The following is a 14,611-nucleotide window of genomic DNA, read 5'->3' on the forward strand; positions in this document are numbered from 1 at the left end:
CAATGCCTTGGGGCTAAATGATGGTGAACCGAACCAGTGTAAAACCACGCCCCGACGACGGGGGGGTGCGTTCCGTACGTAACGCACCCCCACGTCGTCGGGCACAAGAGTGGCCCACACGGACCGCACTCAGTGGATCAGGCGTCGGCAGCCTTCTTCGCCAGCTTCTTGGCCTGCTTCTCGGCGCGCTTGGCGGCCTGCTTGGCTCTGGACTTCTTGGAGCCACCCAGCAGGAAGGACAGCGAGGAATCGGCAGCGGTCACGGCGGCCACGGACTCCCAGGCGCCCAGCTTCTTGGCCAGCGGGTGGGAAGCTCCGAACGCACCCACGTAGGCACCGGTCAGCAGCAGGGCACGGCCCAGGCCTGCGTTCTTCTTCCAACGGGAGAACGCCACCAGACCTGCGGCACCCAGAACCACGCCACCGAGCTGACGGTTGCCCGTCTTGCGTGCGGTGGCGTAACCCCCGGTGAGGCCAGCGGCAGTGATGACGGCAGTGGACGGTGAAGCCATGAAAATCTCCTGGTTCATGAATCGTTGAGACGGCGTGGAGTTCCCGATGAGGAAACACCTTTCACGACTCAGACTATCCCCGTCCGTCGGAATCTCGCAGGAGTCCCGTCACCGACGTCCCTCGTCCGGAGGGCCACACGGCCCGGGAGCCTGGCTCAACTACGTAGTACCGATCCGGCGCGAAGAACTATACAAAGGGGCAACGATGCTCAATGATTGGAGGGATTTGCGTACGGCTTCCCGAGCGTGACCCCGCGCATCGTGCGGGTACCGGCCGGGAGTCCCGGGCGCAAGAGTCATCAAGTGAGCCGACGATGAGGCCGACCCGAGAGAAGGAACCTCAGCATGAGTGAAACCACCCAAGAGCAGCAATTGACGGGACGCTGGGTCTTCGACCCGCAGCACTGCCGGATCGGTTTCTCCACGCGGCACGCCATGGTGACGAAGATCCGCGGCGCCTTCAACGACTTCTACGGGGAAGCGATCTACGACGCTGACCAGCCCGACGCATCCGAGGTGAAGCTCGAGGTACAGATGAACAGCGTCGACACCCGCAACGCCCAGCGCGACGAGCACCTGCGCAGCGCAGACTTCTTCGACGTAGCCACCTACCCGACCATGACCTTCGTGTCCCACAAGATCGACGAGGTGGACCAGGATGAATTCGTGGTGGTGGGCGACCTGACCATCCGTGACATGACCCGTCAGGTCAGCATCCCGTTGGCCCTGGTGGGTGTCCACGCCGATCAGTACGGTCAGACCCGCGCAGGTTTTGAAGGTTCCCGTCGCATCAACCGGAAGGACTGGGGTGTCACCTGGAACGCTGCCCTGGACGGCGGCGGCGTGATCGTCAGCGACAAGATCAGCCTCGAATTCGAGTTGTCCTTGGTCAAGCAGAGCGACGAGGTGGTCCCGGGGCCGGTCAGCGCCTGACCGACGTTCCCGGTGCATCACGACGGAAGCGGCCCTCATCCGGTGTTCGAGTCACCGGATGAGGGCCGCTGTGTTCCGCAGTGGGATGCGCCCTGATTGCTGCCCCGTGATCACGGCTCCGGTGATCACTGCTCCTGAGATTCGGCGGCCTTCTTGCGCTGAATCTCTTCGCCTCGCAGGCGTGCCATGGTGCGCAGCCGGAACACACCGACCACGGCCAAACCCACGTACATGACCCGCTTCCACGGATTACGACGTGGCACCTCTGCAGCGGTGATCGGGTTGGCTTGGGCGCGCAGTTCCCGTCCCTTGTAGACATCCTTGGAGAGCTTGACCTGAGCCTTGTCGGACTTGTTCTCCGAACGCGGGGGTAGTTGCAGGGTCTCCTCGGCCACGATGCCGGCCTTGAGCTGCTTGGCACGCTCCGACTCGGCATCCACCTCTGCACCCAACAGCAGCACCGAATTGGCGATCCACAGCCACATCAGCAAGGCGATCACACCACCGATGGAGCCATAGGTCTTGTTGTAGTTGGCGAAGTTGGCCAGATAGAAGGCGAAGCCGGCGGAAGCGATGGCCAGCACCACCAGTGCAACTAGAGCACCCACCGACAGCCACGGGAAACGGTAACGACGCACGTTGGGGGTGAAGAAGTAGAGGCAGGCGATCATCAGGATCACGATGATCACGAGGACGGGCCACTTGGCCCACGCCCAGATGGTCAGGACCTCGGGCCCCAACCCCACGGTGTCTCCCACGGCCTGAACCACGGAACCGGAGAACACCAGGATGCCCAGGATCAGCACCGCCATGATCAGCAGACCCAGAGTCAGGACATACATGCCCAGGCGCAACTGCAGTCCCGGACGGCCTTCCTGCACGCCGTAGATCTTGTTCATGGCCTTGCCGAAGGCCACCACGTAGTTGGATGCGGTCCAGACGGCACCGAGAACACCGATGATGAACGCGGTCCCGGCGCCAGCACCGGAGGCCAGCGAGTCGATGGGCCCTTCCAAGGTGTCGGCCATGGACTGGGAACCGTATTGGGCGATCATGTCCACGAGGAAGTTCGTGGTGTTGCGGCCCTGACCCACGAGACCGAGGATGGAGACGACGGCCAGCAGCGCCGGGAACATCGCGAAGACCGTGCGGTACGTCAGGCCGGCGGCCAGGTCCATGCAGCCGTCGCGACCGAACTCTCGGAAGGCGCGGCCGAAGACGTAGGGCCAGAAGCGCTTGGTGAGCCTGTAGATGGGCTCCACCTTGTCCGGCTCGTCCTCTGCATTGCGTTCGCGGAGCAGTGGTCCGCGGGAGTGGTTGGTGGATTCGTTGCCGCTCTGGTTCGCGGCCGTACGTGCTGTGGGCATGAGGGTCCTCGGGTCAGGGGCTGATCAGTCAAGACCTTACCGTGACCCGTGAGGTACCGGTCACATCTTGAATTCCGCTGCCCGCCGCGAGCGCGCGCCGGTCCTGCTTCGCTTGCTTCTACCGCGTGGTGGGAGCGGGGGAGTCGCGGCGGCTGCGTGGGGTGAAGGTGAGGCCGGTGGGGCGGCTCGAGAGCCCCCTCGCACTGGAATCCAGCAGGATGAACACGCCGTTGGCCAGGACCCACAGCCCGGAGAGCCCGCTGACCCAACTGGGGGAGTCAAGGGAGGATCGCTCCAGTACGGTCCAGATGGTGTAGCCGCCGGTACCGAGGAGCCCCGCGATCAGCGTGAAGCCCAGGGGCGCCTGTCCGCCGGATATGGAGGACCGATCCAACCACACCGCACGCTGACCCAGGGTGGAACGGCGTGCACCGAAGAGCGGGACCACGGTGACGCAGAGCGGGAACACCCACACCATCAGGTCTCCGAGACCCGAGAAGAAACTGGGCAGGCCCAGGCGGATGGCCTCATCGACCACGGTCTGAGCGGTCTGGCCCAGGACCACAGCCAGGGCCACGAAGGCGAGGTCGAAGAGCATGCCCCAGAGCCTGCGGACTCGTGTCAGCGGGTGTTGTTTCGCGGCACTGGAGAGCTGTTTGGGCGTCCGGATCCAGGCGAACAGCGGCGTGTAGGCCAGCAGGACGCCGATGAGTGCACCCAACGTATTGGTCGCGATGTCGCCAACATCGGCCACCCTGTAACTGCAGTACAGCCCGCCGATACCCGTGTACTGCAGCACCTCGATGAACACGGATCCCATGAACCCCAAGACCACCGCCACCAGGGGATTCAGGCCGAGCCAACGCACGGCCAGGATGCCCAACGGAATGAACAGCAGCACGTTGAGGGCCAGCTGCCAGAAGATGCTGGAGTGCAGCATGACGGAGCCACCCTGCTCGGCGAGGGAACGCAGATCCCGCAACGGCTGCAATGGATCCAGCTGCAGGCCCCCGGTCCTGACCTGGCACGAGGCCTCACGGGACTCCGGCAACGGAAGCATGGTGTAGGCGCCCACCGCGAAGACGTAGACCATGGTGGCGATCCCGGCGAGAGAATGACCCCAGGTCAGTCGCCCGAAGCGGTGGTACTGCAGCGCCAACAGGTAGATCCCCGCCAGCAACAGCGCGCCGACGGAGAAGAGCGACGCCACCATGCCGGGGTATACGACGGATTCGAGGTTCACGGTGTCCAAGACTACGGGCGAGCAGCCCTCGGCCTGAATCCACACCGGCGACGGCCGTGCGCAGGCGACTCGCGTGCCGGGGACTCAGCGCTCGGCTGCAGAGAGCGCCACGGCCAAGGACGTCAACGAGGCCGGCTCGGACAGGCTGACGCCGAGTTCCTCCTCCAGTCGGGAGATGCGGTGATACACGGCCGGGCGTGACAAATACGCCCGTCGCGCCGTCTCCTGCTTGGAACCACCCGCAGCCACGAGGGTGCGGAGAAACGCGAGGTCCTCCTCACGATCGTCCTCCAACAGCGGACCCAGCTCGGAGCGCGCAAACCTGACCACCCGTTCGTCGCCCGCCAACATGGCCATCAGGCCCGGTAGGCGGACGTCCGCTGCGCGGTACCACGCGCGTTCATCGGCGTTCGTGGAAGGCCCGACGGCGGGTGCCCCCGATTCGTCGCGCACTTGCCGTTGTGCCAGCCGCTGCGCGGCCTCAGCAACGTGGGCGGCCTCCACGAGGCCCGCCGCGGCCTCCACCACGGTGGCCGACGTGGGCCCGACCGCCACCCAGCGGTTCCCCGGATCCGCGGACACCACGGCACTGGCCACCCGGTCCAAGGTGACGCCGCGCCGGGTCCCACGTCCGGGGGCCAAGAGGACGGAGAGCCCATCCGCGCCCAGGTGGCCCACCAGGGCCGTCGCGCCGGACTCGTCCACAGCGCGCGTCAGGTCATCGCGCAGCCGACGCTCCTCACGCGTGGCCGCCAACGGATCCTCGGGGAGCGTGCTGGTGCGCACGGCCAACGGAACCAGGCGCCCCGCGTTGTTGAGCCCGAGCGATGCAGCACGCGTCTGGGCGTCCTCGGCGGAACCGGACCACTGGTTCAGCTCCGTCAGGAAGCTGGACTGGGCGATGCCGGCCAGATCGCGCTCGTCGCGCTCGGCCATCAGGTGCAGTGCCACGGCCTGCGCGGCGCGCTCCAGGACGTGCTGAGCCTGGGCGTGGTCGGGAAGCACGGACACCAGGCGGCCCCAGGCCGTGTTCCGCACTCGAACCACCACGCTGATGCGGTTGTCCTCGTCCGGGCTGTCCGGATGGTCGGCGGCCGAGGAATGGCGAAGCACCTGTGCGGTCTCCTCGGCGGACGGTGTCCTCCCGCCAGGGAAGCCGACCTCCACCACCCGACCCAAGGGATCCTCCAGCAGCACTGGTGCCTGCAACATGTCTGCGGCAGCGGTGAGGACGGTGGCCGGTTCGGCATCTGAGAGGGCCAGATCCGTGAAGGTCTCATGGACGCGGCGGTTGGATTCCAACGCCTCCAGGTGATCGCCCAGGATGGAACGGTGGGCCGCCTCGGTGAACTCCACGAAGCGCACCTTGGAATGCAGGATCACGATGGGCAGTGTGGTGGCCGTGTGGCGGGCGGCGGTGCGCAACGCGGACATGGTGGGTTCCCGTCCGGGAAGCAGCTCCACGATGAGGCCGGCTGCGTTGGCGTCGTCCAGATCCTGGATCAGCTCGGCAGCGGTCTCCGCGTCCTGGAGCATGAGGCCGGTGGTCAGCACCAACTCGCCGCCCTGGAGCAGATCCGAGAGGCGCAATTGCTCGGAGACGTGGACCCAACGCACCGGATTCTCCAGGTTCTCCTGGCCCGAGACGAGCTCCGGAGTGCCCTTCCGGGCGGCCGGGAGGTCCAGTACGGATGCGACGGTGATCTGCATGTACACACTGTAAAGGCAACTGGAGTTTTCGTTGACGTTGTGAAGGGAGCAAAAGTCGGTGACATGGCACAAGATTGAGGGGAACGCGCGCCGCGCACTTCTCCCTTTCCTTTCCAACGCTGATGCGTAACCACGTACAGCACCACGTACAAGAGGAGCAAACATGACTGCAGAGATCCCCACGATTGGTCATTGGATCGACGGTGCTGGCGTCGAGTCGGGTTCTGGTAAGAGTTCTCCGGTGTTCAATCCGGCGACGGGGGAGCAGGTTGCTTCTTTGGGTTTGGCGGACCAGGCGGAGATCGATCGGGCTGTGGCGTCGGCTCAGGCTGGTTTCCAGGTGTGGTCGAAGCTGTCGATCGCCAAGCGTCTCTCCGTCCTCTTCAATTTCCGTGAGTTGTTGAATGCTCGCAAGGGTGAGTTGGCTGAGATCGTCACGCGTGAGCATGGCAAGGTCCTCTCCGATGCCCTCGGTGAGATCGCCCGTGGTCAGGAGGTTGTGGAGCTGGCTTGTGGTTTCCCGTCCCTGTTGAAGGGTGATTTCTCTCAGAACGCGTCCACGGGGGTGGATGTGCACTCCTTCCGCCAGCCTTTGGGCGTGGTGGGCATCATCTCTCCGTTCAACTTCCCGGTGATGGTTCCGGCGTGGTTCTTCCCCGTGGCGATCGCTGCGGGCAACTCGGTGATCGTGAAGCCGTCGGAGAAGGATCCGTCTGCGTCGCTGTGGATCGCGAAGTTGTGGCAGGAGGCCGGCCTGCCTGATGGTGTCTTCACCGTCCTCAACGGCGACAAGCTCGCGGTGGATGGCCTGCTGAACGCGCCGGAGGTCCAGTCGATCTCGTTCGTGGGGTCCACGCCGATCGCTCAGTACATTTATGAGACGGCAGCGAAGAACGGGAAGCGGGTTCAGGCCCTGGGTGGGGCGAAGAACCACATGCTGGTGCTGCCGGATGCTGACCTGGATCTGGTGGCTGATAATGCGATCAACGCCGGCTATGGTGCCGCGGGTGAGCGGTGCATGGCCGTGTCCGTGGTGCTGGCCGTGGAGGCCCCCCGTACTGACGGTGGGCAGGGAACCAGTGCTGATGCGTTGATCGAGAAGATCACCGAACGCATCGGGAACCTGAAGGTCGGTAATGGTGCCGGGTTGCCGGCCGGTGGTGAGCCGGATATGGGTCCGTTGATCTCCGCGCAGCACAAGGAGAAGGTCTCCGGGTTCGTGGATGTGGCTGAGGCCGATGGCGCGAAGATCGTGGTGGATGGTCGCACGTTCGCGGTGGAGGGTCATGAGGATGGGTTCTTCTTCGGGCCCACGTTGATCGATGCGATTCCGACGACGTCGAAGGCCTACACGGAGGAGATCTTCGGGCCCGTCCTCGAGGTCGTGCGGGTGTCCTCCTTCCAGGAGGGTGTGGATCTGATCAATTCGGGTCGTTTCGGGAACGGGACGGCGATCTTCACCAATGATGGTGGTGCTGCTCGTCGCTTCACCGATGAGATCCAGGTGGGCATGATCGGGATCAACGTGCCGATCCCGGTGCCGGTGGGGTATCACTCCTTCGGTGGGTGGAAGCAGTCCCTCTTCGGCGATTCCAAGGCTTACGGTGCCAAGTCCTTCGACTTCTTCACCAGGGAGAAGGCCGTGACCACCCGCTGGGTGGACCCGGCCAAGCACGGCGGCATCAACCTCGGCTTCCCCATCACCGACTGAGATTCAGTCCCCAGGGCAGAGCACGGGTGGCCCGGCCGTCAGGCCGGAGCCACGCAACCGGGCGGAGGCACCCGACGCACGCACACGTCGTCGGGCACAAGCAGGAAAACCATCAAGAAAGGTGTGCGAGACGACGATGACCGAGAGCAAGTGGTTCTTCCGCCGCGGCGAACTGGCCCGCGACGGCTGGGAGGCACGGGTGGACGCCACCCTGCCGGGCTGGACCCACACCGGCCTGGACGTGGCAGCACTGGAACCCGGCCAGGGACTGGAACTGGGCGGCACCGGCGTGGAGCGGCTGATCATCCCACTGGCCGGCTCCTTCACCGTGGGGTATTCGCACGGGGGAGAGGCCACCACACAGGAACTGGCCGGGCGTCCCAACGTCTTCGATGCGGCCACGGATGTGCTCTTCCTCAACGCCCAGACCACGGGCACCATCACCGCGACGGCAGGTGAGGGCCGCGTGGCCATCGCCACCGCCCCTGCGAGCGAGCCCAAGCCGAACCGGTACCTGCCGGTCGAGGAGTATCCGGTGGAGATGCGTGGCGCGGGCGGATCGTCGCGCGAGGTGCGCAACTACGGCACGCCCGCGGCCCTGGACGCGGAGAAATTCATCGTCTGCGAGGTGCTCACCCCCTCGGAGAACTGGTCCTCCTACCCGCCTCACAAGCACGACGAGGACAAGCCGGGCCACGAATCCCGGCTGGAGGAGATCTACTATTTCGAGGCGCGGCCCACGACGGGTGCCTCGGACGCTGTGGACCCCCAATCCGCCTTCGGCATGTTCTCCACCTACACCTCCTCCGCTGGGAAGATCGAGGTGGACGCTCGGGTCTTCAGCGGCGACATCGCCCTGGTGCCCTACGGCTATCACGGTCCGGCGGTGGCGGCGCCGGGCTACGACCTCTACTACCTCAACGTCATGGCTGGCCCGGACCCTGAGCGTGTCTGGCTCATCAGCGACGACCCGGCCTACGGCTGGGTGCGCGAGACCTGGGAAGGCCTCGAGTTCGACTCCAGGCTCCCGTTGGGCAAGAACTTGCCCCAGCCCACCAACGACCAGAGCCAGGAGGCCTGAGAACCGTGAGCACCAACTCGACCCGCCGCATGACCGTGGGCCAGGCCCTGATGGAGTTCCTGGCCAATCAGTACACGGTGGACGGCGACCACCGTGAGCGCACCATTGCAGGAACCTTCGGCATCTTCGGCCACGGCAACGTGGCCGGAGTGGGCCAGGCGCTGAAGCAGCTCAACGAATTGCGGCCGGGCCTGATGCCGTATCGCCAGGCCCGGAACGAGCAGGCGATGGTGCACCAGTCCGTGGGTTACGCGCGCATGCACCGGCGACTGGGGACCTGGGCCTCTGCTGCCTCGGTTGGCCCGGGCGCCTCCAACATGCTCACCGGTGCGGCGCTGGCCACGTCCAACCGGATGCCCGCCTTGCTGCTGCCGTCCGACACCTTCGCAACGCGCGTCTCCGACCCCGTGCTGCAGCAGTTGGAGCACCCGTGGGACACCTCCATCACCGTCAACGACGCCTTCCGCCCGGTCTCCGTCTTCTTCGACCGCGTGGACCGCCCGGAGAAGCTCTTCTCCATCGCCCTCTCCGCCATGCGCTCACTCACGGATCCTGCGGAGACGGGCGCGGTGACGATCGCCCTGCCGGAGGACGTGCAGGCCGAGGCACTGGACGTTCCGGAGGAGTTCCTGCAGCAGCGCGAGTGGCGGCTCTCCCGCCCGCTGCCCCAGCGCGACGCACTGGCGGAGGCCGTTCGGGCCATCGCGGGCGCCGAACGCCCGCTGATCGTGGCCGGCGGCGGCGTGCTCTACTCGGGTGCCGAGGACCAACTGCGCGGGTTCGTCGAGGCCACCGGTATTCCGGTCGGCACCTCGCAGGCCGGTGGCGGCGTGCTGGTCTGGGATCACGATCAGAACCTGGGCGGCGTTGGGGCCACCGGCACCCTGGCCTCCAACAAGATCGCAGCAGAGGCCGACGTCGTCATCGGCATCGGCACGCGCTACTCGGACTTCACCACCGCCTCCCGCACCGCGTTCCGGAACCCGGATGTGAAGTTCGTGAACATCAATGTGGCCTCCTTCGACGCCTACAAGCACGGCACCCAGATTGCGGTGATCGCGGATGCCCGCGAAGCCCTGACCGAACTGTCCCAGGAACTCTCCGGCTTCACGGTCTCCGCCGACTACGCGGCCGAGGTGGCCCGCGTGAAGGGCGAATGGGACGGGCTGGTGGACGAGGCGTTCGAGCCCTCCGGGCTGAGTCTGCCGGGGCAGCCGGAGATCATCGGCGCCACCCAGCAGGCCTCCGCACCCAAGGACGTGGTGATCCAAGCGGCGGGCTCCCTGCCTGGTGACCTGCACAAGCTCTGGCGGGTTCGCGACGCGTTGGGCTACCACGTGGAATATGCCTTCAGCTGCATGGGATACGAGATCGCCGGCGGCATCGGCGCCAAGCGTGGCCTTGAGGCCTCAGGGGACGATCGCGACGTCATCGTCATGGTCGGGGACGGCTCATACCTGATGCTCAACACCGAGCTCGTCACCGCGGTGGCGGAGGGAATCAAGATCATCGTGGTCCTGATCCAGAACCATGGCTATGCGTCCATCGGTCACCTCTCCGAGACGGTGGGATCCGAGCGTTTCGGTACCAAGTACCGTGCCTACGATCGGGACGCGGACAACTTCCAGGGTGAGGACGTCCTCCCCGTGGACCTGGCCATGAATGCCCGCTCCTACGGCCTCGACGTGATCGAGGTGCAGCCGTCGGAGAACGCGATCGAGGAGCTCAAGGCCGCCATCGCGACGGCCAAGGCCTCCGAGAAGTCCACGTTCATCCATATCAATTCCAATCCGCACATCTACGCGCCGGACGGCGAGGGCTGGTGGGACGTCCCGGTGGCTCAGGTCTCCGAGATCTCCTCGACCCAGGCGGCTCGTGAGCAGTACGAGCGTGAGCAGGAGCCACAGCGCAATTACCTGGGCTGAGTGCCCGCGGCGCCAAAGTCGCCATAAATGCCCGACGACGCATGCTCGCCTTGCGAGCGACAGGTGCGCATGCTCCGTTGGGCATGAAACCAGACACCCTCGAAGATGAGAAGGAAGACCATGACCACCGAAGCCACCCCCGCAGCAGCCGCGGCGGGCACGGGGAACCCCGGCCTGCGCATCGGCACCGCCCCCGATTCCTGGGGCGTCTGGTTCCCCGATGATCCCACTCAGGTCCCGTGGGAGCGTTTCCTCGACGAGGTCGTCAAGGCCGGCTACGAGTGGATCGAACTGGGGCCCTACGGTTATCTGCCTACAGACCCGCACCAGCTTGAGGACGAACTCGGCAAGCGCAACCTCAAGCTCTCCGCCGGCACGGTCTTCACCGGTTTCCACAAGGGTGATGACCAGTGGAAGCGCGCCTGGGACCAGGCGCTGGACGTCGCGGGACTGGCCTCCAAGCTCGGCGCAGAGCATCTCGTGGTGATCCCGGATCTGTGGCGCTCCGATGCCACCGGTGAGGCGTTGGAACCGCGCACCCTCACCGATGAGCAGTGGACCAAGCTGGGCCAGGGGCACGACCGGTTGGGGAAGGCGCTGCTGGAGGAGTTCGGCATCAAGCAGCAGTTCCACTCCCACGCGGACTCCCATGTGGGCACCACGCGGGAGATGCACCGCTTCCTGGAATCCACGGACCAGCGCTACACCAACCTCTGCCTCGACACCGGGCACTTCGCCTACTACGGCGGCGACAACGTGCGTTTGATCGAGGAGTTCCCCGAGCGGATCGGCTACCTTCACCTGAAGCAGGTGGACACCAGCCTGCTCTTCGACGTACTCAAGGGCGACGTGGCGTTCAACAAGGCGGTCGCCGACGGCATCATGGTGGAGCCGCCCTACGGCGTTCCGGACCTGGCCCCCATCATCGAGGCCGTCGCCAAGATCAACCCGGAGATCTTCGCGATCGTCGAGCAGGACATGTACGGCTGCTCCGTCGATACGCCGTTCCCCATCGCTCAGCGCACGCGTGAGCACATCTTCTCCTGCACGCACATGGCGCGCATCAACTGAAAACCCACGTCCCCAACAACGCTTAAGGATCGAAAGACACGTCATGAGTAACGACATCCGCGTCGCCGTGGTCGGCGCAGGCCGCATGGGCGCAGACCACATCGCCCGCATCACCAACACCACCAACGGCGCCGTGGTCTCGGCCGTGGTGGACGTGGCCCTGGATCGCGCAGCCGAGATGGCGAAGGAGGCCGGGGACGCGGCCGTCTTCGGTTCCATCGAGGAGGCCATTGCCGCCAACGCCATGGATGCCGTGCTCATCGCGACTCCCGGACAGTTCCATGCGCCGGTGCTGATCCCGGCGTTGGAGGCGGGGCTGCCCATCCTCTGCGAGAAGCCGCTGACCCAGGACCCGGTCTCGTCGCGGAAGATTGTGGAGGCGGAGATGAAGCTGGACAAGCCGCACATCCAGGTGGGCTTCATGCGCCGATTCGACGCGGAGTACCGGCAGCTGAAGTCCCTGGTGGAATCCAAGGATGCCGGCGACGTGCTGATGCTGCGCGGCGTGCACCGCAACCCGGACGTCAACGACTACTACACCACCGACATGCTCATCACCGACTCCGTGGTGCATGAGTTCTCGGTGCTTCCGTGGATCGCCGACTCCCGCGTGGTGTCGCTTGAGGTCAAACACCCCCGCCGCAACTCTCTGGCTCCCCGGGACCTGCAGGAACCAATCCTGGTGCTCATGACCCTGGAGAACGGTGTCCTCATCGACGTGGAGATGAACGTCTCCGTGCAGTTCGGGTACCAGGTCGCCACGGAGGCCGTGTTCCAGAAGGGCATCGCCCGGATAGGGCAGCCCTCAGGGATGCAACGGTGGCAGGACGGCCAGTTCTTCACGGCAGAGCACACCGGCTTCGAGACCCGCTTCGGCGCGGCCTACGACGCCGAGGTGCAGTCCTGGATCGACGCCATCAAGCGCGGCGACCTGGTGGACGGCCCCAATGCTTGGGACGGCTACGAGGTGGCCTTGTGCTGCGAGGCCGGCGTCACAGCACTGCGGCAGGACGGCCCCGTGGCCATCCGCGACGAGGTCCGCCCGGGCTTCTACGCCTGAGATCGACTGCCCGACGACGTGTGGTCGGGGGCCGCGCGGGCGCGGCGCCTCGGGCGCCGGGCCGGCTCTGGTGACCCGAGCACCGAAGCCGCGACAACGCCGTCGGGCATTTTGACCCCATCAGTTCAAGGAGAAGCACATGGCACGCATTGCACTTGACCCCACCCCGTACAACCACACGCTGAGCCTGCTGGACTTCCCGGACAAGGCCGCCTCGCTCGGGTACGAGTACCTGCAACTCACGCCGAATCCCGATCTGGGCACGCATTTCCATCACCCCAAGCTGGACCGTTCTATGGTGACGTCGCTGAAGAAGCGTGCCTCGGACGCGGGCGTGAGCATCACCTCCGTGCAGCCGGTCCAGCGATTCGGCGGCCCGGAGGAACACCAAGTGCGGGCCGCGATCTACAACGCCAAGGCCTACATCCGCCTGGCCGCGGAGCTGGACGCACCGATCATCAACACGGAGTTCTCAGGTCGGCCCGAGCGTGAGGAGGAGAGCGAGAACTGCTTCTATCGCGCCATGGATGAACTGCTTCCGGTGTTGGAGACCGAGGGAGTCACCATGAACTTCGATCCGCATCCGGACGATTTCGTGGAGAACGGCCTGGACGCGTGGCGGATCCTGCGTTCGCTGAATTCTGACCGGATCGGCTTCGTGTACGTGGGTGCGCATGCGTTCCACTACGTGGAGCCGGCGGCTTCGCTCCTGCCCACGGTCGGTGCCGGTCTGAAGTCCGTGTTCATCTCCGATTCGTTCGACCACCGTCGCTCCCACAGCCTGCGCTACATCTCCAACCCGCCCGGGCACACCGCCCGCGTGCACCAGCACCTCAAGGTGGGGGACGGGGACGTGAACTTCGAGGAGCTCTTCGGGCTGCTGAAGGCGGGCGGCTACCTGAACGATCCGGACGCACTGATCGTCTCCAACGTCTTCGCCGAGGACGAGCGGGCGGACGAGGTCTCCCGCTACCAACTGGAGACCATCCGTTCCTACCTCTCCTGAAGACAGCAAAGGAGCGCGGTGGCCTGGGAGGGCTGCCGCGCTCCTCGTCGGTCTTGTGCGTTCGGGGCACAGGTCCAAGTAAATCCAAACGTTGAACGATTTGTGTTGGCTTGGGTAGAATGCGCGACCATGATCACTCGTCTTACATCTGCTCTGGCCGTCGCGGCCCTTGCCGTCGCCGGCCTCGCGGCGTGCGGCCCCAAGCAGGCCGACGGCCCTGCTGAAGACACGGCCAAGAGCTCTCAGTCCGCGCAGGCGGCGGCCACCGACACTCCGACGGCCGGGCCCGAGGAGACCGACGAGCCAACGGAAACTGAGGGGCCCTTCGAGACCGACGCACCCAGCGAGACCGACACACCGGCTGGCGGGAACAAGGTCGACTCCATTACGGATCTCAAGAACGAGGGTGATTACTACGTCAGCGAGGGCGGGATCACCTACCGCTTCTCGAACGGCGGGGTGCAGATCGATTATGGCTCGGGCGGCTCGGGCGGCTCGGGCGGCTCGGGCGGCGGCACAGACCTGCCCTGGGCCGCCACGCCGTCGGCGGGTAGCGGCGGCTCCGGCTCGGGTGGGCTGTGCGATGCGTTCCCGGAGTTCAGTGTGACCAGCGCCAAGGCGTTCCTGCCTTACGTCTCGGCCTCTTCCGTCGCAGACATCGACGAGCAGCTGGGGTACCTGGACAAGGTGAAGGACTTGGATGGCAGCCTGAAGAAGGACATGGTGGTCTGGAAGCAGTACCTGAAGAAGGCCAAGGCTGCGGGCGGCGGCACGCAGAAGATCATCGAGTCCAAGCTGGTGACGGACGAGGTGCGCTCCGCAGCCGACCGCTTGAAGGCGGCCTATCGCGCGTGCCCATGACGCAGTCGCGCCGCTTCGTCTAGCGGTGCGTTGACACGAATGGCGGTGTGGATCCACGGATCCACACCGCCATTCGTGCTTTCACACCGAAGGGTGTGCGGGTGGGTCCTGGATGGCGCGCCTGAACTCGG

At 65.5% G+C, this 14,611-nt stretch carries 12 protein-coding genes; 8 read left to right on the top strand and 4 right to left on the bottom strand.

Going from position 1 to position 14,611, the window contains the following annotated elements; genetic code table 11:
• Positions 1 to 137 precede the first annotated feature (137 nt).
• Complete coding sequence (locus tag Q0A15_RS04615; protein ID WP_291278356.1) at positions 138 to 512, bottom strand: hypothetical protein; 375 nt, start codon at positions 510 to 512, stop codon at positions 138 to 140.
• Between the two features lie 345 nt (positions 513 to 857).
• On the opposite strand from Q0A15_RS04615, the gene Q0A15_RS04620 reads away from it, so the two are divergent.
• Positions 858 to 1,445 carry a YceI family protein gene (locus Q0A15_RS04620; RefSeq protein WP_291278357.1) on the top strand — a complete coding sequence of 196 codons (588 nt, stop codon included), beginning with the start codon at positions 858 to 860 and terminating at the stop codon, positions 1,443 to 1,445.
• 125 nt (positions 1,446 to 1,570) lie between these two features.
• Here the strand turns inward: Q0A15_RS04620 and Q0A15_RS04625 are convergent, their stop codons facing one another.
• The 3 genes from Q0A15_RS04625 to Q0A15_RS04635 form a co-directional block, all read right to left on the bottom strand.
• Positions 1,571 to 2,812 carry a YihY/virulence factor BrkB family protein gene (locus tag Q0A15_RS04625; RefSeq protein ID WP_291278358.1) on the bottom strand — a complete coding sequence of 414 codons (1,242 nt, stop codon included), beginning with the start codon at positions 2,810 to 2,812 and terminating at the stop codon, positions 1,571 to 1,573.
• Positions 2,813 to 2,930: 118 nt separating this feature from the next.
• Positions 2,931 to 4,055, bottom strand: coding sequence for a VanZ family protein (locus tag Q0A15_RS04630; RefSeq protein WP_291278359.1), 1,125 nt, complete (start codon positions 4,053 to 4,055; stop codon positions 2,931 to 2,933).
• 84 nt (positions 4,056 to 4,139) lie between these two features.
• Positions 4,140 to 5,765 carry a PucR family transcriptional regulator gene (locus Q0A15_RS04635; RefSeq protein ID WP_291278360.1) on the bottom strand — a complete coding sequence of 542 codons (1,626 nt, stop codon included), beginning with the start codon at positions 5,763 to 5,765 and terminating at the stop codon, positions 4,140 to 4,142.
• A gap of 163 nt (positions 5,766 to 5,928) precedes the next feature.
• Between Q0A15_RS04635 and Q0A15_RS04640 the strand changes: the two genes are divergently transcribed.
• From Q0A15_RS04640 to Q0A15_RS04670, 7 genes are all read left to right on the top strand, one after another.
• Entirely contained in the window at positions 5,929 to 7,476 is a 1,548-nt protein-coding gene (locus tag Q0A15_RS04640; RefSeq protein ID WP_291278361.1) for a CoA-acylating methylmalonate-semialdehyde dehydrogenase, read from the top strand.
• A gap of 136 nt (positions 7,477 to 7,612) precedes the next feature.
• Positions 7,613 to 8,557 carry a 5-deoxy-glucuronate isomerase gene (gene iolB / locus Q0A15_RS04645; RefSeq protein ID WP_291278362.1) on the top strand — a complete coding sequence of 315 codons (945 nt, stop codon included), beginning with the start codon at positions 7,613 to 7,615 and terminating at the stop codon, positions 8,555 to 8,557.
• A 29-nt stretch (positions 8,558 to 8,586) separates the two neighbouring features.
• Positions 8,587 to 10,482 carry a 3D-(3,5/4)-trihydroxycyclohexane-1,2-dione acylhydrolase (decyclizing) gene (gene iolD, locus Q0A15_RS04650; RefSeq protein WP_291278387.1) on the top strand — a complete coding sequence of 632 codons (1,896 nt, stop codon included), beginning with the start codon at positions 8,587 to 8,589 and terminating at the stop codon, positions 10,480 to 10,482.
• Between the two features lie 120 nt (positions 10,483 to 10,602).
• Positions 10,603 to 11,553: a sugar phosphate isomerase/epimerase gene (locus Q0A15_RS04655; RefSeq protein WP_291278363.1), complete on the top strand. Its 951-nt coding sequence runs from the start codon at positions 10,603 to 10,605 to the stop codon at positions 11,551 to 11,553.
• 43 nt (positions 11,554 to 11,596) lie between these two features.
• Positions 11,597 to 12,613, top strand: coding sequence for a Gfo/Idh/MocA family oxidoreductase (locus tag Q0A15_RS04660; RefSeq protein WP_291278364.1), 1,017 nt, complete (start codon positions 11,597 to 11,599; stop codon positions 12,611 to 12,613).
• 139 nt (positions 12,614 to 12,752) lie between these two features.
• Positions 12,753 to 13,619 carry a sugar phosphate isomerase/epimerase gene (locus Q0A15_RS04665; RefSeq protein WP_291278365.1) on the top strand — a complete coding sequence of 289 codons (867 nt, stop codon included), beginning with the start codon at positions 12,753 to 12,755 and terminating at the stop codon, positions 13,617 to 13,619.
• Positions 13,620 to 13,748: 129 nt separating this feature from the next.
• Entirely contained in the window at positions 13,749 to 14,480 is a 732-nt protein-coding gene (locus tag Q0A15_RS04670) for a hypothetical protein (protein ID WP_291278366.1), read from the top strand.
• Positions 14,481 to 14,611 lie beyond the last annotated feature (131 nt).

The organism is Galactobacter sp., assembly GCF_022712295.1.
Lineage (GTDB): Bacteria > Actinomycetota > Actinomycetes > Actinomycetales > Micrococcaceae > Galactobacter.

Excerpts from the sequence above, each read along its gene's own strand:
- iolD (WP_291278387.1), top strand. The coding sequence starts at position 8,587 with ATGACCGTGGGCCAGGCCCTGATGGAGTTCCTGGCCAATCAGTACACG.
- Q0A15_RS04620 (WP_291278357.1), top strand. The coding sequence starts at position 858 with ATGAGTGAAACCACCCAAGAGCAGCAATTGACGGGACGCTGGGTCTTC.
- Q0A15_RS04655 (WP_291278363.1), top strand. The coding sequence starts at position 10,603 with ATGACCACCGAAGCCACCCCCGCAGCAGCCGCGGCGGGCACGGGGAAC.
- Q0A15_RS04635 (WP_291278360.1), bottom strand. The coding sequence starts at position 5,765 with ATGCAGATCACCGTCGCATCCGTACTGGACCTCCCGGCCGCCCGGAAG.
- Q0A15_RS04660 (WP_291278364.1), top strand. The coding sequence starts at position 11,597 with ATGAGTAACGACATCCGCGTCGCCGTGGTCGGCGCAGGCCGCATGGGC.
- Q0A15_RS04615 (WP_291278356.1), bottom strand. The coding sequence starts at position 512 with ATGGCTTCACCGTCCACTGCCGTCATCACTGCCGCTGGCCTCACCGGG.
- Q0A15_RS04625 (WP_291278358.1), bottom strand. The coding sequence starts at position 2,812 with ATGCCCACAGCACGTACGGCCGCGAACCAGAGCGGCAACGAATCCACC.
- Q0A15_RS04670 (WP_291278366.1), top strand. The coding sequence starts at position 13,749 with ATGATCACTCGTCTTACATCTGCTCTGGCCGTCGCGGCCCTTGCCGTC.
- iolB (WP_291278362.1), top strand. The coding sequence starts at position 7,613 with ATGACCGAGAGCAAGTGGTTCTTCCGCCGCGGCGAACTGGCCCGCGAC.
- Q0A15_RS04665 (WP_291278365.1), top strand. The coding sequence starts at position 12,753 with ATGGCACGCATTGCACTTGACCCCACCCCGTACAACCACACGCTGAGC.
- Q0A15_RS04640 (WP_291278361.1), top strand. The coding sequence starts at position 5,929 with ATGACTGCAGAGATCCCCACGATTGGTCATTGGATCGACGGTGCTGGC.